The organism is Streptomyces sp. NPDC057694 (genome assembly GCF_042799415.1).
Lineage (GTDB): Bacteria > Actinomycetota > Actinomycetes > Streptomycetales > Streptomycetaceae > Streptomyces.
The window spans coordinates 118,046-144,249 of record NZ_JBHVIX010000013.1 but is presented as its reverse complement, the minus strand read 5'-3'; the positions used below and the strand labels follow the sequence as shown (position 1 = coordinate 144,249).

Below are 26,204 nucleotides of genomic sequence, written 5' to 3'. Positions count from 1 at the left end.
GCCGTCGCGGGCGTGCTGAAGTCGCCGGATGTCGACGCTCGCGATCTTCCTCGCTGTGGTGGTCACCGGGTTCGCGCTCCTGCTGACCGGGTCCGGTCTGCTGTTCCGATCCGCGCGGCGGGAGGGTGAACACGGGCCGCTGCTCCAGGCGTTCGCGGTCGTCGCCGCCGGGCTCGCGGTGCTGATGTACGCGTGGGGGATGCTCTTCGTCGCGGGCGCCGTGGTGAGCGCGGAGGACGGCGGGACCGACTCGGCGCCGCTGCGGCCGTGCCGGTCCCTCGGGCAGGAGGTCGCCTTCCACACCGTCGGCTACGACGTGGACTACGTTCCCCTGCGCTTCGTGTGCGTGACGAGCGACGGCGGCCACCACCCCGCCGACGCAGTCCCCGGCTATGTGAACCCGGCGCTCGCCGTCCTCGGCCTGACGGCGGCCGGGCTCGGCGCCTGGGCCGCCGTCGAGTCCGAGCGGCGCGCCCGGCGCGTCCACGCGTCAGGCGATCCGGCGCGGTAGCCGCAGGCTCAGCGCCACCGTCACGGCGATCGCCACGAGCTGCACCACGAGCGTCGTCACCAGGGCGTCGCGCATGCCGACGTGCGGGGCCAGCGACAGGAACAGGGTGCCGAGCGTGGCCACGCCCAGGGCCAGGGACGCCTGCTGGGTCGTGGTCATCACGCCGCCGCCGACGCCCGCCCTGGTCGCCGGTACCTCGGAGAGGATGATCCGGAACAGCACGGGGAGCTGGAGCGCCTGCCCGATTCCGGCGACGACCGCGCCCGGCAGCAACTGCACGATGCCCAGGTCGGGCCAGGTCCGCCAGGCCGCGAGGGCGATCAGGCCGATGCCGAGCCCTTGCAGCAGACCGCCGGCCGTGACGACGCGGGTGCCCCAGCGGGCCACCAGACGCGGGCCGAGCAGCGAGGTCACGAAGAACGCGCCCGCCATGGGAGCCAGTGCGAGCCCCGCCGTCGTCGCGGCGACCCGCTCGCCCTGTTGCAGCGCGACGGCGATCACGAACATGAAGCCCGAGAAGCCGATCGAGAACGGCACCATCATGACGAGACCGCGGCGCAGGGACGTCAGGCGCAGCAGGGACGGCGGGATCAGCGGAGTCCGGCCCGCCCGGTCGGCCCGGGCCTCGACCGCGTAGAAGAGGTACGCGAGGAGCGGGAACGCCGCGAGCGACAGCCAGGTCCACAGCGGCCAGCCCGACGCCTGGCCCTCGGTGAGCGGCACGAGCAGGGAGAGCAGGGCGAGGGTGAGCAGCACCGTGCCGGGGCCGTCGAGCGGCTCGGGGCGGGCCGAGCGGGTCTCGGGGACCGTGCGGACGGCGAGGATCAGGGCGACGACCGCGACGGGCACGTTCACCAGGAACACCGAGCGCCAGCCGGTGCCGAACAGGTCGGCGGAGACCAGCACCCCGCCGAGCACCTGACCCGCGACCATCGAAAGCCCTGCCGTGGCTCCGTACAGGCTCATGGCCTTGGCCCGGCGCTGCCCGGTGGTCGTCGCCTGGATCGTGGCGAGCACCTGCGGCAGCATCGCCGCCGACGCCGCGCCCTGCGCGATCCGCGCCGCCACCAGCGTCCCGGCGCTCGGTGCGAGACCGCAGGCCAGCGAGGTCAGGCCGAACGCGGCCATGCCGCCGATGAACAGCCTGCGGCGTCCGACCGCGTCGCCGATCCGGCCGCCGAGGACGAGCAGCACGGCGTACGCGATGCCGTACCCGGCGACGACGAGTTCGAGAACGGGCTCACTGGCGTGCAGATCGTGGTCGATGGTGGGCAGGGCGACGTTGACGATGAAGAAGTCGATCAGCGGGAGGGCCGCGCCGAGGAGCACGGTCAGCAGGCCCGCGCCGGACAGCGACGGGCCCGGCGCCGGTGCGGTGACGACCGGCGGGGCCGGTGAGGTGGTGGTCATGACATTGAGCGTCCGCCTTCGCGGAGACTGGTACCAGAGAGTCTTTATCCTGGTAGAAGAACCACCTGGAAACAGGATCGGCCCGCCCTCACCATGGAGGCATGACCACGATGACGCAGGACGTGCGGGGCATCCCGGCCATCCAGGACGTGCGGCCCACCGAGATCCGGCGCCACGAACTCGCCGGGTTCCTGCGCTCGCGCCGCGAGCGCATCACCCCGGAGGACGTCGGCCTGCCGCGGGGCCCGCGCCGTCGCACGCCGGGCCTGCGCCGCGAGGAGGTCGCGCACCTCTCCGCGGTCGGCGTCACCTGGTACACGTGGCTGGAGCAGGCCCGCGACATCCAGGTCTCCGCGCAGGTGCTCGACGCGCTCGCGCGCACCCTGCGCCTGGACGCGGGGGAGCGGACCCACCTGTTCGGGCTCGCCGGGGTGATCGACCCGAGCCCGGTGCCGGGCTGCGCCCGCGTCACACCCGAACTCCAGGACGTGCTGAGGCAGTTGGAGCCGTACCCGGCGTCCGTGCAGAACAGCAAGTACGACATCCTCGCCTACAACCGCACGTACGGAGAGCTCTTCTGCGACCTGGACGCGGTGCCGGTCGAGGACCGCAACCTGCTGCTGCTCGCGTTCACGAACGAGCAGTGGCGCTCCTCGGTCGTCCACCTCGACGAGGTGCTGCGCACGATGACCGCCAAGTTCCGCGCCGCGATGGCCGACAACATCGGCGGCTCCGGCTTCAAGGTGCTCCTGAAGCGGCTGCTCGACGAGTCCGATGAGTTCGGCGCGCTGTGGGAGCGCTACGAGGTCCTGCGCTCCGTGGACAGCCGCACCAAGTACTTCCGCCACCAGGTGGTCGGCCCGGTCACCGTCGCCCACACCGATTTGTGGATCGGCCGCAACGGCGCCGCGCGCCTGGTCACCTACACCCCGGCCGACGACGAGAGCCGCGACCGTCTGGAGCGGCTCCAGGCGCTGGCGACCGCCCGCGCTCAGGCCCCGGCCGAGGCCTGAGCTGCGGCCGCGTCCTCCGGCTCCTCCAGGCGCTCCGCCGTGCGCCGCGCCGTCTCCCGTGCCCACGGCCCGCTGGTCACCGCGCCGAGTACCAGGACCGCGAGGCCGCACCCGGCGATGATCCACCAGCAGGCCCGGCTCGCGCCGACGAACGTCTGGGCGTACGCGGACGAGGCGATGCCCGAGGCGAGCACCGCGCCGATCACGGCGACCCCGAGGGTCTGGCCGATCTGCCGGCTGGTGGAGGCGACGGCCGCGGCCACCCCTGCCTGGGCGCGCGGCATCCCGGAGACCGCCGTGTTGGTGATCGGCGCGTTCACGAAACCGAAGCCGATGCCGAACAGGACGTAGGCGACGACCAGCGACCAGTTCGACGTCTCGGCGTCGAAGGCCGCGAACATCACCCCGCTCACCGTCATCGTGGAGCCCGCGATCAGCAGCGGCAGCCTTGGCCCCCGGTTGCCGACCAGCCGGCCCGACAGCGGCGCGCACACCAGCGCCATCGTCGCCATCGGCAGCATCCACAGACCGGCGTGCAGCGCGTCCAGGCCCCGTACGTCCTGGAGGTACAGCGTCGACACGAACAGGAAACCGCCGAGCGCCGCGAAGCCGCACACCGCGATCACCGCGGCCCCGCTGAACGGCGCCGAACGGAAGAACCGCAGGTCGATCAGGGGCTCCGTGCGGCGCGGCTCGTACCGCAGGATGCCGGCGAGGGCGGCCGCAGCGACCACCGCGCAGCCGACGATCCGCGCCGAGGTCCAGCCCGCCGACGGCGCCTCGATGATCGCGTACGTCAGTGAGCCGAGCAGCGCGATGACCAGGATCTGGCCGACCGGGTCGGGGCGGCGGGCCCTGGGGGCACGGGACTCGGGGACGTAGCGCAGGGTGAGCAGGAGGGCCGCGACGCCGACCGGCAGGTTGATCCAGAAGATCGAGCGCCAGCCGACCGAGTCCACGAGGAGGCCGCCCATGATCGGGCCCGCGGCCATCGAAATGCCGACGACGCCGCCCCACACCCCGATGGCGCGGGCCCGCTCGCGCGGATCGGTGAAGGTGTTGGTGATGATCGACATCGCGACCGGGTTGAGCATCGAACCGCCGACCGCCTGCACCATGCGGAAGGCGACCAGCGACTCCAGGGTGGGGGCCAGCGAGCAGGCCACCGACGCGGCCGTGAAGATCACAAGCCCGGTCATGAAGACCTTGCGGCGGCCGATCCGGTCGGCCGTCGACCCGGCCAGCATCAGCAGCGAGGCGAGGACCACGGTGTAGCCGTCGATCGTCCACTGCATGCCCGACAGCGGGGCGTCGAACTCCTTCGCCATGGAGGGCAGGGCGACGTTCAGGACGGTGATGTCGAGGCTGACGATCAGCAGGCTCATGCAGCAGATCGCGAGGATCAGCGTGCGCCGCCGGGACGTCAGGGTGGGCTGGTTGGGTGCATCGGGCATGTATTCGACGGTAGCCGCAGTGGGCTCGGGACGGGTACGCGAGGTGGGAGCCATGACGCCGACGATCCTCCGCCGCTCAGCCTGGTACCAGAGCCTCTTCATCCTGTTACAGGCAGTACCTGGCAACGGGATGGGGGCGGGCGCATCCTGGTGGCATGTCCAGCGTCCCCGCCGCCTCCGCCGCCGAACTCCGCCGCACCGAGCTGGCCGCTTTCCTGCGCAGCCGCCGCGAGCGCATCACCCCGGACCGGGTCGGGCTGCCCGGCACCACCCGGCGCCGCACCCCGGGTCTGCGCCGTGAGGAGGTCGCGCACCTCGCCGCTGTCGGCGTCACCTGGTACACGTGGCTGGAGCAGGGCCGCGCCATCAACGTATCGGCCGGTGTCCTCGACGCCATCGCCCGCGCTCTGCTCCTGGACCCCGCCGAGCGCGCCCACGCCTTCGCGCTCGCCGGGGCCGTCGATCCGCGGGCCGCGACCGAGTCCCCGGCCGTCACCGACACGATCCTGCGCATGCTGCGGCGCCTGGAGCCCTACCCGGCCGAACTGAAGAACGCCCGCTACGAGATGCTCGCCCACAACCGCGCCCACACCGACGTGTTCGGCGCCCCGGAGGAGTCCGCGCCGGAGCACCGGAGTGCCCTGTGGGGGATGTTCATGAACGACCGCTGGCGGACCCAGTTCCTGGACCTCGACGCGATGCGGCGCGACCTGGTCGCCAAGTACCGCAAGGCGATGGCCGAGCACGTCGGCGAACCCGCCTGGCGGGCACCGGTGGACGCGCTGCTCGCGGTGTCACCGGAGTTCCGCGAGCTGTGGGAGCGGCGGGACGTCGCGCCGGTGGTGTCGCACGTCAAGCGGTATCTGCACCCGGACCCGGCGATCGGCCTGCTGCGCCTCGAACACCGGCACATGTGGCTGGCCCCGGACGACGACGCGTACCGGGTGGTCGCCTACATCCCCGCCGACGACGAGACCGAGGAGCGGCTGGAGGCGCTGGCGCGCTCCTCCGCCGTCTCTTCCCCCGCCGTCGCTTCCTCCGCCACCGCCTGACCCGGGCCGCTCCGGTCGGATCCCCCGGTCGGCAGGTCGCGGTCGCGGCGCATCGGTGAGGTCAGCAGGATCAGGCCGCACAGCGGCAGCAGCGCCACCGTCAGCCACATCGCGGGGCGCAGCCCGAGCGTCTCGGCGAGCACGCCGCCCAGCAGGGCGCCGAGCGGGATCGTGCCGTAGTTGACGAACGCGGAGGCGGTGCGCGAGCGCCCGTAGAGGGCGGCCGGGACGTGGTTCTGCTGGAAGGTCGCGGTGAGGGTGTTCTCGGCGACGACGGAGAATGAGACGGCGGTGTAGCCGACGGCGAACAGCGTGATGCCGAGCGGGGTGGCCGCCGCGAGCGGAATGAGCAGGGCCAGACACGGGGTGCCCAGCGTGAGGACGTACACCGCGCGGGCCGTGCCGAGCCGTGACCCGAGCCGGCGTGCGGCGAACGCGCCCGCGATGCCGCCGAGCCCGCCCGCGCCCATCAGGAGACCGATCGTGCCGGCCGTCAGATGCGCCTCACGGACCAGGAAGGCGACCAGGATCGACTGGTACGCCATCAGGGCGAGGTTGGCGGCGGCGCCGCACAGTACGAACGCCCGGATGTAGCCGTCCCGGAAGGTGAAGGCGAGGCCCTCGCGGATCTCCTGGAGCAGGTTCGTGCCGCCGGCCTCCGGCCGCTCGACGCTCCGCTCGCGGTGCCGGAGGCCGAGGACCGACGCGAAGGACACCGCGAACGCCGCCGCCTGCGCGCACAGGGCGCCCGCAGGGCCCAGCAGCGAGATGAGCAGGCCCCCGCCGCTGTACCCGGCGAGCTGCCCCGCTTCCTCGCTGGCGTGCAGCGTGGAGTTGGCCGCCGCGCGGTCCTCGCCGTCGACCAGGCGGGGCAGCAGCACCTGGTACGAGGTCTGGAAGAAGACCGTCGCGGTTCCGGTGAGCAGCGCTGTGACCAGGAGTTGTGTGTACGTCAGCAGGTCGAGCCAGTAGGCGACGGGTGTCGCCGCGATGGCCGCGAACGACACCGCGTCGCAGATCAGCATCAACGGCCTGCGCGGCAGCCGGTCCACCCAGGCGCCCGCGACCAGGCCGATGAGCAGCCACGGCAGCCAGGCGGCCGCGGTCAGCAGCGACACCTGGAACGGGGAGGCGCCCAGGAGCGTGAGCGCGGTCAGCGGCAGGGCGACCGAGGCGACGGAGGCTCCGGTGCGGCCTGTGGTGGACGCGGTCCACAGGCGGCGGAAGTCGCGGTGGCGCAGGAGGAGGGGCCGCGAGGACGACGGCGGCGGCGAGGTGGGCATGGCGAGGAGCGTAGCTTGCAGAGAGTTCTCTGCATAGAGATATCTGCAGAGAACTCTCTGCAATGTGGTCAGGGGTCGGCCCGGGCCGACGTGCGGGCGGCGCCACGGGTCAGGGGCGCTCGCGGCGCGGGAACAGTTGGACCTGTGCCTTCACCGGGTGGGCGCCCGGTTCACGCGGGGCATCGGCGTACCGGTTGACCAGCTCCATCAGCTCGTCCCGCAGCGATTTGAGACCGGCGGGCGTCAGGCGCAGGTCGTTCCAGTCGGCGAGCAGGGAGGCGCCCTCCCACTCCTCGCCCCACTCCTCGGCCAGGTACGTGGTGACGTGGTCCGCCATGTCCTGGACCATCTGACCGAGATAGATGTCGAGCGACGCGCGGGCCGCCGGGTCCTTGCGCAGCTTCGACGTGGGCAGCACCTGCGTCTTGTGGACCGCCTTCCACCAGCGCTCGCGCCGGGTGCCGCGCTCCTCGTCCTCCTCGATGAACCCGTTTTCCGCGAGGTGACGCAGATGCCAGCTCAGGGTGCCGGTGTTCTCGCCGAACCGGGTGGCGAGGACCGCGGAGGTGGCTGGCCCGTCGCTGCGCAACGAGTCCATGATCTTGATACGGAGGGGGTGGGCCAGGGCGCGCAGACTGCGGGTGTCGAGGGTGTGCGTGCCCTCGCCCTTCGGGAGGTTTTCCCCGCTGGTCGGGGCGGTGGGCTGCTCGGCGGTCATGGGCGCAGGGTAATCCGTGCGGAGCCCCGTCCGGCGTACGGGACAATGGGTGGCATGACCGCTACGACCCAGCCCCTCACCGTCGGACCGCACACCGTCACGCCGCCCGTGGTCCTCGCACCCATGGCGGGCATCACGAACGCGCCGTTCCGCACCCTGTGCCGGGAGTTCTCGGGCGGCAAGGGGCTCTTCGTCAGCGAGATGATCACCACCCGCGCCCTGGTCGAGCGCAACGAGAAGACCATGCAGCTGATCCACTTCGACGAGACCGAGAAGCCTCGCTCGATCCAGCTGTACGGCGTCGACCCGGCCACCGTCGGCAAGGCCGTCCGCATGATCGCGGAAGAGGGTCTCGCCGACCACATCGACCTGAACTTCGGCTGCCCGGTCCCCAAGGTGACCCGCAAGGGCGGCGGCTCCGCGCTGCCGTACAAGCGGCCGCTGCTGCGGGCGATCCTCGCGGAGGCCGTTTCGGGCGCGGGTGACCTCCCGGTCACCATGAAGATGCGCAAGGGCATCGACGACGACCACATCACGTTCCTGGACGCCGGACGCATCGCCGTCGAGGAGGGCGTCACGGCGATCGCCCTGCACGGCCGGACCGCGGCCCAGCATTACGGCGGCACCGCCGACTGGGACGCCATCGCGCGGCTCAAGGAGCACGTGCCCGAGATTCCGGTGCTCGGCAACGGGGACATCTGGTCGGCCGACGACGCGCTGCGCATGGTCCGCGAGACCGGGTGCGACGGGGTGGTCGTGGGGCGTGGGTGCCTCGGGCGGCCGTGGCTCTTCGCCGACCTGGTCGCCGCGTTCGAGGGGCGGGACGAGCGGGTGCGGCCGACGCTTCGGGTGGTCGCCGACGCGATGGTGCGGCATGCCACGCTGCTCGGGGAGTGGATCGGGGACGAGGCTCGCGGGGTCATCGACTTCCGCAAGCACGTGGCCTGGTATCTGAAGGGCTTCTCGGTCGGCTCCGAGATGCGCAAGCGACTGGCGATCACTTCGTCGCTGGACGAACTCCGTTCCGGGCTCGACGAGTTGGACCTCGACCAGGACTGGCCGGCCGGGGCCGACGGCCCCCGGGGGCGTACTTCTGGCAACAACCGGGTGGTGCTTCCGGATGGTTGGCTGAAGGACCCGTACGACTGCGTGGGGCTCTCCGAGGATGCCGAGCTGGACACGTCGGGCGGCTGATCGCGCAGTTCCCCGCGCCCCTGGAGCCTAGCGCTGCGCGCGGCTCGTCCTTGTCGGGTGCCGGTCTCGTCGTGGTTGCTCGCGCAGTTCCCCGCGCCCCTGAAGCGAGCTCCGCTCGCCCTTGTTCTCGGGTGCGGCCCGGTGGCCGCTTCTCGCGCAGTTCCCCGCGCCCCTGAGATGCGCACTTCGTGCGCCATCTCATCAAAGGCGCGCCACCCGCCCTCCAGGAGAGGCGCGCCACCCGCCCTCCAGGAGAGGCGCACCATCCGCCCTCCAGGAGCGGCGCGCCACCCCGCTCTCAGGAGAGGCGCGCGCCACCCGCCCTTCAAGAGGCGTGCCACCCGCCCCTCATCAGAGGCGCGCCAACCGCCCCTCAGGAGAGGCGCGCGGAGCGCAGCCTCAAGGGGAGGCTGCGCGCAGCGCACGCCTCAGGGGCGCGGGGAACTGCGCGAGAAGCGGCCACCGGCCCGCAGGCGGACGACAACCCGTTGAGGGGCGCGGGGAACTGCGCGACCAGCCACGACGCAAGCCGCACTCGGCCCCCGGCCTAACCCCCCACGGCACTCAACAACGCCAGCGGCGCCGCCGCCGACCGGGACTCCCTTGCGCACGCGTAGGGGAAAGGGACCGGCGCCGGGTAAGCGGCACGGTCGTAGCCCGCGACCACCTCCGGCAGCCGCCCACCGCAGGCGACCGCCGCCGCGACCACCCCGCCCGCGACCACCCGCGCCTCGTCATGCAGCCCGTACCGCGCGAGCCCCAACGCGATCAGCGCGTTGTCGTGCGGCCACACCGACCCCCGGTGGTACGAGAGGGGATGGTAGGCGGCCTGCCCGGCGGCCAGCGTGCGCACGCCCCAGCCCGAGAAGAAGTCCGGTTCGAGCAGGCGCCGCCCCACCGCCTCCCCGTACTCCTTGTCGAGCAGCCCGGACCACAGCAGATGCCCGGCGTCGGACGCCAGCGCGTCGACCTGCTGCCCGTCGCCGTCCAGCGCCAGCGCGGGGAACCCTTTCTCCGCCATCCAGAAATCCCGCAGGAAACGATCCCGCAGATCGGCCGCCGCCTGTTCGAGCAGCTCCGCGTAGACCACGTCGTCCCAGACCGTCCGGGCCAGCACGGCGGTGCGCCGCAGCGCGTCGTACGCGTATCCCTGCGCGCCCGCCGCCATCACGGGACCGGTCGCCCGGCTGCCGTCGGCGGAACAGATCGCGCCGGGGGAGTCCTTCCAGTTCTGGTTCGCCAGGCCGCCCTGGTCGGCGCGGTAGACGAGGTACCCGCGCGACGTCAGCCCGCCGTGGTCCAGCATCCAGCCCACCGCGGCCCGCGCATGCGACTCCAGGCCCCGGGCGAGCCCCGAGTCCCCGGTGTGCTCCGTGTACGCCCCGAGCAGCACCAGGAACAGCGGCGTCGCGTCGACCGAGCCGAAGTAGCGCCCGTACGGCACCTGCCCGAAGTGCGCCAGCTCCCCGTGCCGCACCTCGTGCACGATCTTGCCGGGCTGGGCGACGGCCCCCTCGATCTGCTCGGTGGCCTGGGCCGCGGCGAGCACCGGCAGGGTGGCCGCGGCCAGTTCGGGCCGGTAGGGCAGGGCGAACAGGGACGTCAGCAGGGCGTCGCGGCCCAGCAGCGTCAGGAACCACGGCACCCCGGCCGCCGGCACCAGATGCCGCTCCCCGTCGGGCCCCGCCGCCGGTACCCGCAGCACCGCCAGATCGGCGAGCCCCCGCGAGCAGGCCGCGGCCAGCTCCGGCCAGGCGCCGGGAAGTGTCACACCCGCGCTGAACTCCCTTACAGAGGCCACAAGTTGGGCGGATGCCGCGGCCGGGCTCACCGGCACCGGCACCGTGCCCGCGCCCGGCGGCCGTGCCGCCACCCGCAGGGTGAGGGCGGCGCTGCCCTGGGCCGCCAGCTCCAGGGTCCACACCAGGCGGCGCGCCCCGGTGCCCGTCTCCTCGACGGCCTCCGGCGCCGGGTCGCTGGTCACCGTCGTCGACGAGCGCCAGTCGCCCCGCGTGTAGGTGAACTCCACGCCGTCGTCGAGGGCTTCGCGGGTGCGGACCGCGCCCGGCTTCGCATAGGTGCGATGGTCGGAGCGCAGCTCGAACTGGTCGGCGAAGTCGGCGTCGACGGTCAGCCCCACCCGGACCGTCGTCGGCACCGGCCGGTTCGACACGATCCGCAGCAGCTCCACCAACGAGCCCTCGCCCAGAGCCTGTTCACGGAAGAGCGTGTAAGCGGGCGGCTCCTGGCGGCCGCCGCGCGGCACCAGGACGCAGCGGGCCGGCCCGCCGTCGCTCCCGTCCTCGTACGACAGGGGCGTGAGCACCTCCGGCGCCGACCCGTCGACGGTGAGCTGCCAGCGGGACAGGTGCCGGGCGTCCTGGACGAACAGCCCGTCCGACGAGACCGCGCCGCGTACCGCGCTCAGTCCGCCGCCCGCGTCGAGCGCGGCGAACGTCCCTCCGCAGACGAGGAGTTGAGGAGTACGGCTCTGCCCCTGACCGTATCCGTGTCCACCGAATGTCTCCGTCATCGAGAGGTTCCTTCCCTCCGGCCCCTCGGGCCCTGTCCCCGCGGTCCCGCCCGCCCGGCGCTGTCCGGCACGCGCGCCCACGACGGCAGCGGCCGCCGGTGCTCCGCGCCCGCCTCGCCGTCGGCGTCCCGCGCCGGCTGCCCGTCCAGCAGATCCAGTGTGAGTGCGGCGGTCCAGCCGAAGCCGCGGGCGCCGCAGCCCGCCCCCGTGTACGGATCGACGTACTCGGCGAAGTCCGATGCCCCTGCCGTCTCCAGCAGCGCCGCCCGCAGCCGTGCCGCCCGGGCGTGCTCGCCGTGCAGCCGAAGTCCGCGCTCCAGCAGCCAGTTGGTGTTGAACCAGGCCGGGCCGCGCCAGTACCGGTGCGGGTCGAAGGCGGGCCCGAGCAGGTCGTAGCTCGGCGCGAGCCGCACCCCGTCGCCGAGGCCGAAGTGCGGGCCGCACGCGGTGCGCAGCAGCGCGCGGACCACCGGGCGCGGCAGCGCGGGCAGGATCAGCGGGATCAGGCCCGAGACGCCGTACTCGCGGATCGGCGCACCGCCGCGTACGTCCCGGCAGAAGAACATGCCGGCCTCCGGGTCCCACAGCCGGTCGACGAGCGCCGCCGTCAGCCGCTCGGCGCGCGCGTGCCGGGCCGTCCCCGCCGCGCCCAGCTCACAGGCGATCCGGGCGAGCGCGTGCTCGGAGGCGGCCAGCAGCGCGTTGAAGGACGGGTCCTCGACGGCGAACTCGCTTGACCCGTCGGCGTATTGACCGTCGCGGTAGTCCATCGCGAGGCGGACGTAGCGGCCGTAGTCGAGGTCGGTGGGGCGGTCGTCCGCGGCGCCGTGCGCCAGGTCGGCCCGCCGGAAGGTGCGCGGTCCGGCCGGGGTGATCCGGCTCAGCGGGGCGTCCCAGCAGGGGCTGTTGTCCATCCCCTGCTCCCAGGGGTGCACGACCGAGACGAGCCCGCCGCCGCCCAGGTCGCGGCGGTGCAGTAGATAGCGGTGCCAAGCGGCGAGTGCGGGGTACACGCGGTGCAGGAAGCCGCGGGAGCGCGAGAGTTCGGGGTCGGCGCGGTGCACCAGCCAGGTGGCCAGCGCGTGCACGGGGGGCTGCACGATCCCCGAGGTCTGCACGGCGGCCGGGGCGCCGGCGGCGCGGCCCGCGGTGGAGGAGCGCCAGAAGTCCGGGCTCGGGAAGTAGGCGTCCAGCGCGACGGCGGGGTTGAACACGATGTGCGGGATCCGGCCGTCGCCCCACTGGGCGCCCAGCAGCGTCTCCAGCTCCGTCTGGGCGCGTAAGGGGGAGACATGCCGCAGCCCGATCGCGATGAACGCCGAGTCCCACGACCACTGGTGCGGATACAGCGTGCGCGAGGGGACGGTCGACGCCCCCGTCCAGTTGGCGTCGAGGGCGTCGGCGGCGCGGTCCCACAGCGGATCGGGCGGCTGCCCGCGCCGCCCGGCGCCGGCCGCGGTCCTGTGCCGCTCGGTCGTGTGCTCCACATGGTCTCCCGTGGACGTGGACTGCGTCTCCTGCTCACTGCCGGTCCGCAGGCCTGCCGTACTGCCGGGGCCGATCCGCTGACGGGGTGTCGGTTACGCAGGAGGAAGCATAGAGTTACGTCTACTTAACACGCAAAACCTAGAATGTAACGCGCAGTTGATGAACGCAAGGGGGTTGACCCGATGGCGGGGAACCAGGCGAACGCCGGGGAACTTCTGCGGCTCGTGCGCAGTGGCCGGGCGACCACGCGCGGCGCGCTCCAGGAGGCCACCGGGCTGTCCCGGGCCACCGTCGGCCAGCGGCTCGACCGGCTCTTCCGGGCCGGCTGGCTGCGCGAGGGAGCCGCGGAGACCGTCAACTCCCGTCTGGGCGGCCGCCCTTCGATCCATCTGGAGTTCGACGACACCCATGCGGTGGCACTCGCCGCCGCCCTCGACACCCGGCACGCCCGCGCCGCCGTCCTGACCCTGTCCGGCGAGGTCCTCGCCGAGCGCACCGGCGATCTCACCGTCGACGAGGGCCCGGAGACCGTCCTGTCCCAGCTCGGCGTCTGGTTCGGGGACCTGCTCAAGGAGGCCGGCCGGGACCCCGGCACCGTATGCGGCATCGGGCTCGCCGTGCCGGGGCCGGTGGACATCGACAGCGGCCGCGTCATACAACCGCCGATCATGCCGGGCTGGGACGGCTACGACATCGCCGGGCGCCTCGCCCGCTCCGCCGCCGAGCACGCCGCCACCCCGCCCGAAGTGCCGGTCCTCGTCGACAACGACGCCAACCTCATGGCGTACGGGGAGCAGCGCGCCGCACACCCCGACTGCCGCGCCTTCGTCCTGGTCAAGGTCTCCACGGGCATCGGCGCGGGCGTCGTCGTGGACGGCGCCGTCTACCGCGGCATCGACGGCGGCGCGGGCGACATCGGCCACATCCGCGTACCGCAGGCGCCCGGGGCGGCGGCCGCGCTGTGCAAGTGCGGCTCGTACGGCTGCCTGGCCGCCGTCGCCAGCGGCCGGGCCCTTGCGCGCCGGCTCACCGCGGCGGGAGTGCCCGCCGCCTCCGGCTGGGACGTGCGGGAACTTCTCGCCGCCGGACACCCGGAGGCGGTGCGGCTCGCGCGGGAGGCGGGGCGGGACGTCGGCGAGGTCCTCGCCACCGTCGTCACCCTCCTGAACCCCGGCGTTCTCATGATCGCCGGAGATCTGGCCGGAACTCCCTTCCTGACGGGCGTGCGCGAACTCCTCTACCAGCGGGCGCTGCCCCGCTCGACCGCGCACCTGGACGTCGTCACGGCGCGGCTCGGCGAGCGCTCCGCGCTCATCGGAGCGGGAGCCCTGGTGGTGGAGGAGCTGTACGCCCCCGAGCGGGCGGAGCGCCGGCTCGCCGCGCTGGGCGTGTGACAGGCCCGTTTCGCCCGCCTCACCGCCCGTATCGCTGTCCGCATGCTGACATCCGGGCGTCCGCGAGGCGCTTCAAACGGCGTGATTCTCGCCACCCCTGATCACCCTTGCGCTCAGATGAGCGAGAAACTCTCGTCTGTGCTTCTTCAAGACCTGGCACTGAGTGCCACTGCTCGATCATTTATCTCTTGAACGCATCTGAGTGGTGAGTATGCTCATGTGAGCGATATCCGGGCTCTACGGGGGTAGCGTTTTCGAGACTTGAAGGCGAGTGGAGTGGGTGGCCTACCCGCTGGTCACTTTCGATCTCCTGGCGGACGGGTGGTTACGGCCGCATGACGCTTGAGTGGACGTACCCACAGCCCTTGGATCTGGGTATGTTCCTCGCCGTCAGGGCAGCCAGCCGAGCCTCGAGGAGTCGAGACCCGTGTCGGAAAACAAGGATCCTCAGGTAGCGAAGTTCGTTTACGACTTCACCGAGGGCAACAAAGATCTCAAGGACCTCCTCGGCGGCAAGGGTGCCAACCTCGCCGAGATGACCAACCTGGGTCTTCCGGTCCCTCCGGGCTTCACCATCACCACCGAGGCCTGCAAGGTCTACCTCGACAGCGGCGAGGAGCCGGTGGCACTGCGTGACGAGGTCACCCAGCACCTCGACGCACTTGAAGCGCGGATGGGGAAGAAGCTCGGCCAGCCCGACAACCCCCTTCTGGTGTCGGTCCGTTCGGGCGCCAAGTTCTCCATGCCCGGCATGATGGACACCGTCCTCAACATCGGTCTCTCCGACAAGTCGGTGCAGGGCCTCGCCAAGCAGGCCGGCGACGACCGCTTCGCCTGGGACTCGTACCGCCGCCTCATCCAGATGTTCGGCAAGACGGTCCTCGACGTCGACGGCGACCTCTTCGAGGAGGAGCTGGAGAAGGCCAAGCGCACCAAGAAGGTCGCGGTCGACACCGATCTGGACGCGGCCGACCTGAAGAAGCTCGTCACGCGCTTCAAGAAGATCGTCAAGACCGAGGCCGGGCGGGACTTCCCGCAGGACCCGCGCGAGCAGATGGACCTGGCCATAAAGGCCGTCTTCGAGTCGTGGAACACCGACCGCGCCAAGCTCTACCGCCGCCAGGAGCGCATCCCCGGCGACCTCGGCACCGCCGTCAACGTCTGTTCGATGGTCTTCGGCAACCTCGGCCCCGATTCCGGTACGGGCGTCGCCTTCACCCGCGACCCGGCCTCCGGCCACCAGGGCGTGTACGGCGACTACCTCCAGAACGCGCAGGGCGAGGACGTCGTCGCGGGCATCCGCAACACGGTCGCGCTGGCCGATCTCGAGGACATCGACAAGAAGTCGTACGACCAGCTCATGCAGATCATGGAGACCCTGGAGAACCACTACAAGGATCTCTGCGACATCGAGTTCACCATCGAGCGCGGCCAGCTGTGGATGCTCCAGACCCGCGTCGGCAAGCGCACCGCCGGTGCCGCCTTCCGGATCGCCACGCAGCTCGTCGACCAGGGCCTGATCGACGAGGCCGAGGCCCTTCAGCGCGTCACGGGCGCCCAGCTCGCGCAGCTGATGTTCCCGAAGTTCGACGAGGACGCGAAGGTCGAGCAGCTCGGGCGCGGCATCGCCGCCTCCCCGGGCGCCGCGGTGGGCAAGGCCGTCTTCGACTCGTACACCGCCATCAAGTGGTCGCGCTCGGGCGAGAAGGTCATCCTGATCCGCCGCGAGACCAACCCCGACGACCTCGACGGCATGATCGCCGCCGAGGGCATCCTCACCTCGCGCGGCGGCAAGACCTCGCACGCGGCCGTCGTCGCGCGCGGCATGGGCAAGACCTGTGTCTGCGGCGCCGAGGACCTGGAGGTCGACACCAAGCGCCGCCGGATGACCGTCGGTGACGTGGTCGTCGAGGAGGGCGACGTCGTCTCCATCGACGGCTCCAGCGGCAAGGTGTACCTCGGCGAGGTGCCCGTCGTGCCGTCGCCGGTCGTCGAGTACTTCGAGGGCCGGATGCACGCCGGCGCCGACGACGCCGACGAGCTGGTCGGCGCGGTCCACCGGATCATGGCCTACGCGGACCGGGTACGCCGCCTGCGGGTACGGGCCAACGCCGACAACGCCGAGGACGCGCTGCGCGCCCGCCGGTTCGGTGCCCAGGGCATCGGCCTGTGCCGCACCGAGCACATGTTCCTCGGCGAGCGCCGCGAGATGGTCGAGAAGCTGATCCTCGCCGACACCGACGTCGAGCGCGAGGAGTCGCTGAAGCAGCTGCTGCCGCTCCAGAAGCGCGACTTCGTCGAGCTGTTCGAGGCGATGGACGGCCTGCCGGTCACGGTCCGCCTGCTCGACCCGCCGCTGCACGAGTTCCTGCCCGACATCACCGAGCTGTCGGTGCGCGTCGCCCTCGCCGAGTCCCGCCAGGACGCCAACGAGAACGACCTGCGCCTCCTCCAGGCCGTGCACCGGCTGCACGAGTCGAACCCGATGCTGGGCCTGCGCGGCGTCCGCCTCGGCCTGGTCATCCCCGGCCTGTTCGCCATGCAGGTACGGGCCATCGCCGAGGCCGCCGCCGAGCGCAAGAACGCCAAGGGCGACCCGCGCGCCGAGGTCATGATCCCGCTCGTCGGCACCGTCCAGGAGCTGGAGATCGTCCGCGAGGAGGCCGACCGGGTCATCGCCGAGGTCGAGGCCACCAGCGGCGTCAAGCTGAAGCTGGCCATCGGCACCATGATCGAGCTGCCCCGCGCCGCGCTCACCGCCGCCCAGATCGCGGAGGCCGCCGAGTTCTTCTCCTTCGGCACCAACGACCTCACGCAGACCGTCTGGGGCTTCTCCCGCGACGACGTGGAGGCCAGCTTCTTCACCGCGTACCTGGAGAAGGGCATCTTCGGGGTGTCGCCCTTCGAGACGATCGACAAGGACGGCGTGGGCTCCCTCGTCCGCAACGCCGTCGAGGCGGGCCGCGCCACCCGCCCCGGCCTCAAGCTCGGCGTCTGCGGCGAGCACGGCGGCGACCCGGAGTCGGTGCACTTCTTCCACGAGGTGGGCCTCGACTACGTCTCCTGCTCGCCGTTCCGCATCCCGGTCGCCCGCCTCGAAGCGGGCCGGGCGGCCTCGACGTCGGCGGGCAGCGACCACCGCTGACGTATCCATGACAGCCGGAGCCGCCGTCGGTCCCCGACCCTCACCGATCGCGGCGGCTCCGGTGCGCAAGGCAAGGGCGGCACCCCTGTGCGGGGGGTGCCGCCCTTGCGCATGGGGTGCCCGCCGCGTGGCCGGGAAGGCGCGGTTGAGCGGAACCTGACCGACCGCTTGACTGTCGGTCAACCACCTTCCCCTTCCGTCCAGGGAGCACAGCCATGACCGGCTGGAACGCGACTGACATCCCCGACCAGCGCGGCCGTACCGCCGTGGTCACCGGGGCCAACAGCGGGATCGGGTACGTCACCGCGCGAGAGCTGGCCCGCGCGGGCGCCCGGGTCGTCCTCGCCTGCCGGAGCGCGGCGCGGGGCAGCGCGGCCGTGGACCGGATCAGAGACGAGGTGCCGGGCGCCGCCGTCGAGTTCGGCGCACTCGACCTGGGCGACCTGGCCTCCGTACGCGGCTTCGCCGACGGCTGGGCGGACCGGCCGCTCGACCTCCTGGTCAACAACGCCGGGGTCATGGCCCTGCCGTACGGGCGCACCGCCGACGGGTTCGAGACGCAGTTCGGCGTCAACCACCTGGGCCACTTCGCGCTGACCGGGCTGCTGCTGCCCAGTCTGCTGGAGGCGCCCGAGCCGCGCGTCTGCGCGGTCTCCAGCGTGCTGCACGCCCTGGCCGACATCGACATCGGCGACCTCAACAGCGAGAAGCAGTACCGCCGTTGGCCCACGTACGCCCGCTCGAAGACCGCCAATCTCCTGTTCGTGCACGAGCTGGCCCGGCGCGCCGCCGCCAGCGGCCCGGTGGCCGTCGCCGCGCACCCCGGCTACGCCGCCACGTCCCTGCACGCGCGCGGCGCGCAGATGGAGGGCCGCAAGGGGATGGAGCGGTTCTACGAGACGGGCAACCGGGTGTTCGCCCAGTCCGCCGAGGGCGGCGCGCTCCCGACGCTGTACGCGGCGACGGCGCCGGGCGTGCGCCCCGACGACTTCTACGGGCCGCGCCTGCTGATGTGGCGCGGCGCGCCCGTCAGATCGTGGCGCGCGTCGTGGACCGTCGACGACGCGGCGGGGGAGCGGCTGTGGGCGGCCTCCGAGCAGTTGACCGGGGTCAAGTACGAGGGGCTGAAGGGGTGAGGAGCTGAAGGGGTGACGAGCTGAAGGGCTGACGGCCTCGGGGGCTGAACGGCTCGGCGGCCGACGGCGACACGCCGCCGTAGTGCCCCTGTCGTAATTCCGCTGCATGGTTGATCGTTGGGGCCGGTAAGGCCTCACAGCGAAGCCATGAGGAACAGACGGACGGACAGGGGGACACCCGCGATGACCATCAGCCGCAGGGGACTGCTCGCCACCGGAGCCGCCGGCTCCGCGCTGGGTCTGCTCAGCGCGTGCGGGTCCAACACCGGGCGCGACGGCGGCGGGTCCAAGGGCGGCCCGAAGCTGTCGCAGTGGTACCACCAGTACGGGGAGCAGGGCACCGAACAGGCCGTGAAGAAGTACGCGGCCGCCTACGACAAGGCGAGCGTCACCGTCCAGTGGCGCCCGGGCAACTACGACCAGCAGACCGCCGCCGCCCTGCTCACCGCCTCGGGGCCCGACGTCTTCGAGGTCAACGGCCCGAGCCTGGACATGATCCAGGGCAAGCAGGTCGCCGACGTCACCGACCTCCTCAAGGGCGTCGAGGACGACTTCAACCAGGCCGTCCTCGCCCCGAAGCGGTACGACGGGAAGATCTGGGGCATCCCGCAGGTCATCGACATGCAGATGCTCTTCTACCGCAAGAGCCTGCTCGACGACGCGGGCGTCCGGCCACCGGCCACGCTCGACGAACTCGTCGACGTGGCGCGGAAGTTGACGACCAAGAAGGTCAAGGGGCTGTTCCTCGGCAACGACGCGGGCGCCGGAGTCCTCGGCGGCACCCCGCTCTACGCGGCCGGGCTCAGCCTCGTCACCGAGGACGGCGCGGTCGGCTTCGACGACCCGGCCGCCGCCCGCACCCTCGGCAAGGTCCGGCAGCTGTACGCCGACAAGTCGCTGCTGCTCGGCGCGCCCGCGGACTGGTCGGACCCGTCGGCGTTCACCCAGGGGCTCACCGCCATGCAGTGGTCGGGCCTGTGGGCGCTGCCCGCCGTCCAGAAGGCGCTCGGCGACGACTTCGGCGTGCTGCCCTTCCCGAAGGACGGCGCGCAGGGCAAGCCGTCCGTCCCGGTCGGCGCGTACGCCGCCGCCGTCTCCACGCGCAGCAAGCACCAGCAGGCCGGCAAGGACTACCTGAAGTGGCTCTGGGTCGAACACACCGACCACCAGGAGGACTTCGCGCTGAGCTACGGCTTCCACATCCCCGCCCGCATCTCGCTCGCCAAGAAGGCGGCCGCGCTGCGCAAGGGCGCGGCGGCCGACGCGGTCCGCTACACCACCGACCACGGCTACGCCCAGCCGCTGCTGTGGACACCGGCCGCGCAGACCGCGTACCAGGACGCTCTCAACCGCATCATCAAGAGCGGCGCGAACCCGGACAGCGAGCTGAAGAAGGTCGTACGGAAGGTGTCGGCCGAGCTCGACCGAGTGAAGAAGAAATGACGCGCACGGCTGCCCAACTCCGTCAACGCAACCGGGCGTTGTGGTTCTGGGTGTTCGTCGGCCCGTTCGTCCTCGGACTGGTCGTCTTCACCTATGTCCCGCTCGTCTGGAGCGTCTGGCTCAGCTTCTTCGACGCGCACAACACCGTCACGCCCGACACCTTCGTCGGCCTCGACAACTACACGGCGCTGCTCAAGGACGACGCCTTCACCAGCAGTCTGTGGACGTTCTGCGTCTTCACGCTCTTCATCGTCCCCGCCACGTACGCCGCCTCGCTCGCCCTCGCCCTCATGGTGAACCGGCTGCGGCGCGCGCAGGCGTTCTTCCGGTCGGTGTTCTTCCTTCCGGCCGCGTGCAGTTACGTCGTCGCCGCCCTGATCTGGAAGATGTCCCTCTTCAACGGGGTGCGCTTCGGGCTCGCCAACACCCTGCTCGGTTACGTGGACGTGGACCAGGTCGCCTGGCTCTCGACGACCGACCCGCCCTGGTACTGGCTCGTCATCGTCACCGTACGACTGTGGTTGCAGGCGGGCTTCTACATGATCCTGTTCCTGGCCGGGCTCCAGCGCATCAGCCCGACGCTCTACGAAGCGGCGGCCGTCGACGGCGCGCGCCCCGGCTGGCAGGTGTTCCGGCACATCACGTTCCCGCAGCTGCGCGCCACGTCCGTCGCCGTCGTGCTGCTCCTCGTCATCAATGCCTTCCAAGCATTCGACGAGTTCTACAACCTGCTCTCCGACGCCCGCGGCTACCCGCCCTACGCCCGCCCGCCGCTCGTCTACCTCTACTACACCGCCCTCGGACAGGGACAGAACCTGGGCCTCGGCAGCGCGGGCGCCGTGCTGCTCGCCCTGATCATCGCGGTGGTGACGGTCGGTCAGGCCCGCTGGTTCGGCCTGGGCAGGAAGGAGGCCGACTGATGGCCCGTGCCACCCGTGTCCACGACGACGCCCTGGTCCGGGTGGGCCGCGCGCTGCGGCTCGCCCTGCTCGTGGCGCTCGCGCTGCTCTTCCTGATCCCCTTCTACCTCCTGGTCCGCAACGGCCTGGCGCGCGAGGAGGACATCACCTCGCCCGACTGGACGTTCTTCCCGGCGCACATCCAGTGGGGCAACCTGAGCGAGCTGTTCGACGACAGCTCCGTGCCGTTCCTGCGCTCCCTGCTCAACTCCGCGCTGATCGCGGTCGCGACGACCGCGGGTACGGTACTGCTCGCGTCCCTCGCCGGATACGGCCTCGCCCGCATCCCGTACCGGCACGCGAACAAGGTCTTCTACGCGATCCTGGGCACCCTCATGGTCCCGGCGGCCGTCACCTTCGTCCCGACGTTCGTCCTGGTGTCGTCGCTCGGCTGGGTCTCGACGCTGCGCGGCCTCATCGTGCCGACGCTGTTCTCCGCGTTCGCGTGCTTCGTCTTCCGGCAGTACTTCCTGGGGTTCCCCCGGGAGTTGGAGGACGCGGCGCGGGTCGATGGGCTCGGCTACTGGCGCACGTACTGGCGTGTGGTCGTGCCGAACGCGCGGCCCGTGTTCGCCGCGGTCGGCACGATCGTCTTCATCGGGGCCTGGAACTCGTTCCTGTGGCCGCTGGTCATCGGGCAGGACCGCAACGCGTGGACGGTGCAGGTGGCCCTGTCGTCGTTCACCACGTCGCAGGTGGTGCGGCTGCATGAGCTGTTCATCGCTGCGGCGGTGTCGATCGTGCCGCTGCTGTTGGTGTTTCTGCTGTTCCAGCGGTGGATCGTGGCCGGGGTGGAGCACTCCGGGATCGACTGAACGGCATTTTGCGCAGTTCCCCGCGCCCCTTGAGAGGTTGTCGGTCGACTGACGGCCGGTGGCCGCTTCTCGCGCAGTTCCCCGAGCCCCTGGAAGCGAGCTCCGCTCGCCCAGGGGAGGCTGAGCGGAGCTCCCCCTTCAAGGGGAAGGCGCGCGAAGCGCAGCCTTCAGGGGCGCGGGGAACTGCGCGACCAGCCACGACGAGAGCCGCAGCCGCCGGGGGACGGAACACGGCAGACGCGGCTGCGGACCAGTGATCAGGCGGCAGCCCCACCGTCGATCACCAGGTCCGTGCCCACCACCGCCCCGGCGTCGTCCGAGGCCAGATAAAGCACGGCGGCAGCCACCTCGGCGGTGGCCGCCACCCGGCCGAGCGGCGAATCGGCCTTCATGCGGACCTCCCGCTCGGCCACGCTCTCGCCCGGCCGCAGCGACATCGAGGTGGCGGCGGCGCCGGGGCTCACCGCGTTGATGCGGACGCCGTCGCCGATGTGGTCCAGCGCGGCGCCCCGGGTGAGCGCGGAGACGGCCGCCTTGGCGGCTCCGTACGCGGTGACGCCGGACTGGGTGCGGTGCGGGCCGATGTTCGAGGCGATGTTGACGATGGCTCCGCCCGTTTCCTGCCCGCGCATCTGGGCGATCTCGGCCTGGAGCGCGTACAGGACCCCCGTGACGTTGATGTCGAGCAGTGTGTGCCAGTCGTCGGCGGGCAGGTCCGCGACGGGGCCGCCCCCGCGGAAGACTCCCGCGTTGTTCACCGCCACGTCCAGCGAGCCGAAACGGTCGACGGCCGCGCGGACGACGGCCCGCATGTCCTCGGCGCGGCGGACGTCGGCCGGGTGCGCGACGGCGGTGCCGCCCGCCGACCCGACGAGGGCGACGGTCTCCTCCAGCGGGCCGGGCGTACGGCCCGCGACGACCACGTTCGCCCCCTCCGCGGCGAGCGCCAGCGCGACGGCCCGGCCGAGACCGGAACCGCCGCCGGTCACGAGGGCGGTCCGGCCGGAGAAGCGGGTGCGGGACATGACGTACCTCTTTCTTGAACGAACGGTTCAGTATGAGGGCAGGCGAAAAGGAGCCCCAGGGAAGGGCTCAGTCCAGCAGAGTGAGGGCCTGCTCGGCCGCGTCGCGGACCCGGGCCGGGTCCTGGGAGACCTTGCCGGTGACCCGGATGCCCTGGAGCAGGACGAGCAGCATCCGGGCGAGCGCGCGGGGGTCGCGGTCCTCGGGGAGTTCGCCCCGGGCGCGTGCCCGGACGAGCGCCGAGTGCAGCAGCGTCTCGATCTCCTCCCACGACCGCTCCACGCGGCGCGCCGCCTGGTCGTCGTGCGGGCCCAGCTCGGCCGCCGTGTTGGTCACCAGGCAGCCCAGCAGGCGCTGTTCGCCCGAGGCCGCCTCGGCCGCGAACCGGCGCACCAGGGCGCGCACGGCCGCCAGTGGCGGACTGTCCCCCGACAGCTCGGCGACGGTGACCGCGCCGGTGGACTCGGCGTACCGGTCCATCGCCTTCAGGTACAGCTCGTGCTTGCTGCCGAACGTCGCGTAGAGGCTCGCGCGACCGATGCCGAGACGCTCGACGAGGTCCGCCATCGACGTCGCCTCGTAGCCGCGCGCGTGGAACAGCTCCACGGCTGCCTGCAACGCGACGTCGGGGTCGAATTCCTTGGTCCTGGCCACGAGGTGACCTTAGAGGTTTCTGGAACGAGCGGTCAACTGATCAACTGCTCAACTGTCCTCCGGTCAGGCGCCGGTGCGCACCGCGTACGCCCGCACCGCGACCCCGTCGTCGTCCAGGCAGCGCCCCGTCTCCAGGTCGAAGCGCTGCTTCAGCAGGGGCGACGCCACGAACGGGCGGCCCTGCGCCGAGCCGAGCAGCCCGCGCGACAGCACGGCCGCGCCGGTGAACGGATCGGTGTTGTCGATGGCGTGCAGCCGGCCGGAGCGGTCCAGGAACACCGCCGCCTGCCGGCCGTCCGGCAGCAGGGCCGCGACACCGCGCCCCGGCGTGAGCCGGGCCAGTTCACACACCGTCAGCCAGGCCTCCTCGAAGTCCAGTTGGACCGTGACGGTCGTCTTCTCGGGGGCGATCGGAGCCGTGGTCATCGCAGAGTCAGTCCTTCCAGGGGGATCAGCGGCAGTTCGGGCTTGATCTGGTCGCGCTCGGGCACGAAGCGGATCGTCGGGTCGGGTGTCCCGGGGGCGTTCACGAAGGACACGAAGCGGCTCAGCCGCTCGGGGTCGTCGAGCGTGTCCGACCATTCGTCGCGGTAGTGCTCGACGTGGGCCCGCATCAGGGCCTCCAGCTCGTCGCAGATGCCGAGCGAGTCGTGCACGACGACGTCCCGCACATGGTCCAGGCCGCCCTCGACGCGCTCCAGCCAGACCGAGGTGCGCTCCAGGCGGTCGGCGGTGCGGATGTAGAACATCAGGAAGCGGTCGATCAGCCGGATCAGCTCGGCGTCGCTCAAGTCCTGCGCGAGCAGGTCGGCGTGACGGGGTGTCATGCCGCCGTTGCCGCCCACGTACAGGTTCCAGCCGTTGGCGGTGGCGATCACGCCGAAGTCCTTCGACTGGGCCTCGGCGCACTCGCGGGCGCACCCGGAGACGGCCGACTTCAGCTTGTGCGGGGAGCGCAGGCCCCGGTAGCGCAGCTCCAGATCGATCGCCATCCGCACGCTGTCCTGCACGCCGTAGCGGCACCAGGTCTGCCCCACGCACGACTTCACGGTGCGCAGCGACTTGCCGTACGCGTGCCCCGACTCGAAGCCCGCGTCCACCAACCGCGCCCAGATCATCGGCAGTTGCTCCACCCGGGCGCCGAAGAGGTCGATCCGCTGGCCGCCCGTGATCTTCGTGTAGAGGCCGAAGTCGCGGGCGACCTCGCCGATCACGATGAGCTTCTCCGGGGTGATCTCGCCGCCGGGGATGCGCGGCACGACCGAGTACGAGCCGTTCCTCTGGAGGTTCGCGAGGAAGTGGTCGTTGGTGTCCTGGAGCGCGGCCTGCTCGCCGTCCAGGACATGGCCGTCCGCGCCGATCGCGGGCGCGAGCGAGGCGATGACCGAACCGACCGTGGGCTTGCAGATCTCGCAGCCGTCACCGCCGCGCGCCGCCGCGCGCCCGTGCTCGTCGAGCAGTTGGGCGAAGGTGGTGATCCGCCGGACGCGCACGATCTCGTACAGCTCCTGGCGGGTGTGCTCGAAGCAGCCGCACAGTCCGCCGTCACCGCTCTTCGGCAGCAGCTGCCCGATCAGCTTGACGCAACTGCCGCAGCCCGTACCGGCCTTGGTGCACTTCTTCACCTCGGGCAGGGTGGTGTGCGCGAGGATCGAACCCTTGGTGACGTTGTGGCAGGAGCAGACGACGGCGTCGTCGGGCAGCGCCTCGGGACCGAGCTGCGCGGCCCCGCCGGAACCCGCCGGGAGCACCAGCGACTCGGGGGCGACCGGCGGCACCGTGCCGGTGAGCGCCCGCAGCGTGCCGTACGCCTCCGCGTCGCCCACCAGGATCCCGCCGAGCAACTGCCCCTCGCCGCCGATGACGAGCTTCTTGTACGTGCCCGAGCGCGCGTCCGCGTAGACGACGTCGAGACAGCCGTCGGTCGTGCCGTGCGCGTCGCCGAAGGAGGCCACGTCCACGCCGAGCAGCTTCAGCTTGGTGGAGAGATCGGCGCCGGTGAAGGCGGTCAGGGAGGTGCCGGAGACGATGGCGTCGGCGGCGGTGAGCGCCATCTCGTAGCCGGGGGCGACCAGCCCGTACACCCGGCCGTCGCTCGCCAGCGCGCACTCGCCGATCGCGTAGACGTCCGGGTCGCTGGTGCGGCACTGCTCGTCGACGGCGATGCCGCCGCGCTCACCCACCGACAGGCCCATGTCGCGGGCGAGCTGGTCGCGCGGGCGGACCCCGGCGGAGAAGACCACGAGATCGGTGGCGAGTTCCCGGCCGTCCGACAGCCTCATGCCGGTGACCCGGCCGTCCGCGCCCGCCACGACCTCCTGCGTGCCGACCCCGGTGTGCACGTCGAGTCCCATGTCGCCGATGGTCCGCAGGAGGGCCGCGCCGCCGCCCTCGTCGACCTGTACGGGCATCAGCCGGGGCGCGAACTCCACGATGTGGGTCGCGAGGCCGAGCCCCTGGAGGGCGCCCGCGGCCTCCAGGCCGAGCAGGCCGCCGCCGACCACGGCGCCGACCGTGGCGCTGCTCTTCGCGTACTCCTCGATCGCGTACAGGTCCTCGATGGTCCGGTACACGAAGCAGCCGGTGGCGTCCTTGCCGGGCACCGGCGGCACGAAGGGGTAGGAGCCGGTGGCGAGGACGAGCGTGTCGTACGTGAGCGTCAGGCCGGAGCGGGCGCGCACGGTCCGCGCCGCCCGGTCGACGGCCTCGGCCGGGTCCCCGACATGCAGCTCGATGCCGTGCCGCTCGATGAACTCCGGGTCCGTCATGGACAGCTCCTCGGGCGTCGTGCCCGAGAAGTAGGAGGTCAGATGGACGCGGTCGTAGGCCGGCCGGGGCTCCTCGCACAGCACGACCACGCGGTGCGAGGCGGTGAGCCCGCGCTCGGCGGCCGCTTCGAGGAAGCGCTGGCCGACCATGCCGTGGCCGACGAGAACGAGGGTGGGCTGTGCCGTGTCGGCCGAGTCTGGCGCCATGTCA

20 protein-coding genes are annotated in these 26,204 nt (G+C 71.9%); 10 read left to right on the top strand and 10 right to left on the bottom strand.

Going from position 1 to position 26,204, the window contains the following annotated elements:
- Positions 1–28: 28 nt before the first annotated feature.
- Positions 29–511: a hypothetical protein gene (locus ACFVDP_RS26255; RefSeq protein WP_383494286.1), complete on the top strand. Its 483-nt coding sequence runs from the start codon at positions 29–31 to the stop codon at positions 509–511.
- Here ACFVDP_RS26255 and ACFVDP_RS26250 read toward each other — a convergent pair.
- A complete protein-coding gene (locus ACFVDP_RS26250; RefSeq protein ID WP_383494283.1) occupies positions 491–1,921 on the bottom strand; it encodes an MFS transporter in 1,431 nt (476 codons plus the stop codon). The genes ACFVDP_RS26255 and ACFVDP_RS26250 overlap by 21 nt on opposite strands.
- A gap of 101 nt (positions 1,922–2,022) precedes the next feature.
- Here ACFVDP_RS26250 and ACFVDP_RS26245 point away from each other — a divergent pair, with 101 nt between their 5' ends.
- On the top strand, positions 2,023–2,934 hold the full coding sequence (locus ACFVDP_RS26245; protein WP_383494280.1) for a helix-turn-helix transcriptional regulator: 912 nt from the start codon (positions 2,023–2,025) through the stop codon (positions 2,932–2,934).
- Here the strand turns inward: ACFVDP_RS26245 and ACFVDP_RS26240 are convergent.
- Positions 2,913–4,388, bottom strand: coding sequence for an MFS transporter (locus ACFVDP_RS26240; RefSeq protein ID WP_383494277.1), 1,476 nt, complete (start codon positions 4,386–4,388; stop codon positions 2,913–2,915). The genes ACFVDP_RS26245 and ACFVDP_RS26240 overlap by 22 nt on opposite strands.
- Before the next feature lie 155 nt (positions 4,389–4,543).
- Here ACFVDP_RS26240 and ACFVDP_RS26235 point away from each other — a divergent pair, with 155 nt between their 5' ends.
- On the top strand, positions 4,544–5,440 hold the full coding sequence (locus tag ACFVDP_RS26235) for a helix-turn-helix transcriptional regulator (protein WP_383494273.1): 897 nt from the start codon (positions 4,544–4,546) through the stop codon (positions 5,438–5,440).
- Here the strand turns inward: ACFVDP_RS26235 and ACFVDP_RS26230 are convergent.
- Both ACFVDP_RS26230 and ACFVDP_RS26225 read right to left on the bottom strand, forming a co-directional pair.
- On the bottom strand, positions 5,341–6,723 hold the full coding sequence (locus tag ACFVDP_RS26230; RefSeq protein WP_383494269.1) for an MFS transporter: 1,383 nt from the start codon (positions 6,721–6,723) through the stop codon (positions 5,341–5,343). The two genes, ACFVDP_RS26235 and ACFVDP_RS26230, sit on opposite strands and share 100 nt — an antisense overlap.
- A gap of 109 nt (positions 6,724–6,832) precedes the next feature.
- Positions 6,833–7,441: a winged helix-turn-helix domain-containing protein gene (locus tag ACFVDP_RS26225; RefSeq protein ID WP_383494267.1), complete on the bottom strand. Its 609-nt coding sequence runs from the start codon at positions 7,439–7,441 to the stop codon at positions 6,833–6,835.
- Between the two features lie 54 nt (positions 7,442–7,495).
- Here ACFVDP_RS26225 and dusB point away from each other — a divergent pair, with 54 nt between their 5' ends.
- Entirely contained in the window at positions 7,496–8,635 is a 1,140-nt protein-coding gene (dusB, locus tag ACFVDP_RS26220) for a tRNA dihydrouridine synthase DusB (protein WP_383494264.1), read from the top strand.
- Between the two features lie 547 nt (positions 8,636–9,182).
- On the opposite strand, the gene ACFVDP_RS26215 is transcribed toward dusB, so the two are convergent.
- The gene (locus tag ACFVDP_RS26215) at positions 9,183–11,168 is read right to left on the bottom strand and encodes a glycogen debranching N-terminal domain-containing protein (protein WP_383494261.1); all 1,986 of its coding nucleotides are present in this window, start codon (positions 11,166–11,168) and stop codon (positions 9,183–9,185) included.
- Positions 11,165–12,655 (bottom strand): hypothetical protein, encoded by a 1,491-nt coding sequence (locus ACFVDP_RS26210; RefSeq protein ID WP_383494259.1) that lies wholly within the window; start codon positions 12,653–12,655, stop codon positions 11,165–11,167. The genes ACFVDP_RS26215 and ACFVDP_RS26210 overlap by 4 nt, the downstream gene beginning before the upstream one ends.
- A 183-nt stretch (positions 12,656–12,838) precedes the next feature.
- On the opposite strand from ACFVDP_RS26210, the gene ACFVDP_RS26205 reads away from it, so the two are divergent.
- The 6 genes from ACFVDP_RS26205 to ACFVDP_RS26180 all read left to right on the top strand — a co-directional run bounded on the left by ACFVDP_RS26205 (position 12,839) and on the right by ACFVDP_RS26180 (position 21,548).
- Complete coding sequence (locus tag ACFVDP_RS26205) at positions 12,839–14,050, top strand: ROK family protein (RefSeq protein ID WP_383494256.1); 1,212 nt, start codon at positions 12,839–12,841, stop codon at positions 14,048–14,050.
- 427 nt (positions 14,051–14,477) lie between these two features.
- A complete protein-coding gene (ppdK, locus tag ACFVDP_RS26200) occupies positions 14,478–17,195 on the top strand; it encodes a pyruvate, phosphate dikinase (RefSeq protein WP_383494253.1) in 2,718 nt (905 codons plus the stop codon).
- Between the two features lie 215 nt (positions 17,196–17,410).
- On the top strand, positions 17,411–18,331 hold the full coding sequence (locus ACFVDP_RS26195) for an oxidoreductase (RefSeq protein ID WP_383494251.1): 921 nt from the start codon (positions 17,411–17,413) through the stop codon (positions 18,329–18,331).
- Between the two features lie 183 nt (positions 18,332–18,514).
- Entirely contained in the window at positions 18,515–19,774 is a 1,260-nt protein-coding gene (locus ACFVDP_RS26190; protein ID WP_383494249.1) for an ABC transporter substrate-binding protein, read from the top strand.
- Positions 19,771–20,694, top strand: a complete 924-nt coding sequence (locus ACFVDP_RS26185; protein WP_383494246.1) for a carbohydrate ABC transporter permease — start codon at positions 19,771–19,773, stop codon at positions 20,692–20,694. The genes ACFVDP_RS26190 and ACFVDP_RS26185 overlap by 4 nt, the downstream gene beginning before the upstream one ends.
- On the top strand, positions 20,694–21,548 hold the full coding sequence (locus tag ACFVDP_RS26180; RefSeq protein ID WP_383494244.1) for a carbohydrate ABC transporter permease: 855 nt from the start codon (positions 20,694–20,696) through the stop codon (positions 21,546–21,548). The genes ACFVDP_RS26185 and ACFVDP_RS26180 overlap by 1 nt, the downstream gene beginning before the upstream one ends.
- Positions 21,549–21,805: 257 nt before the next feature.
- Here ACFVDP_RS26180 and ACFVDP_RS26175 read toward each other — a convergent pair whose 3' ends face one another.
- The 4 genes from ACFVDP_RS26175 to nirB form a co-directional block, all read right to left on the bottom strand.
- Complete coding sequence (locus ACFVDP_RS26175) at positions 21,806–22,573, bottom strand: SDR family NAD(P)-dependent oxidoreductase (protein ID WP_383494241.1); 768 nt, start codon at positions 22,571–22,573, stop codon at positions 21,806–21,808.
- 67 nt (positions 22,574–22,640) lie between these two features.
- Positions 22,641–23,225, bottom strand: a complete 585-nt coding sequence (locus ACFVDP_RS26170) for a TetR/AcrR family transcriptional regulator (RefSeq protein ID WP_383494238.1) — start codon at positions 23,223–23,225, stop codon at positions 22,641–22,643.
- A 63-nt stretch (positions 23,226–23,288) separates the two neighbouring features.
- The gene (nirD, locus tag ACFVDP_RS26165; protein ID WP_383494235.1) at positions 23,289–23,651 is read right to left on the bottom strand and encodes a nitrite reductase small subunit NirD; all 363 of its coding nucleotides are present in this window, start codon (positions 23,649–23,651) and stop codon (positions 23,289–23,291) included.
- Positions 23,648–26,200, bottom strand: a complete 2,553-nt coding sequence (gene nirB, locus ACFVDP_RS26160; RefSeq protein WP_383494232.1) for a nitrite reductase large subunit NirB — start codon at positions 26,198–26,200, stop codon at positions 23,648–23,650. The genes nirD and nirB overlap by 4 nt, the downstream gene beginning before the upstream one ends.
- Between the last annotated feature and the right edge of the window lie 4 nt (positions 26,201–26,204).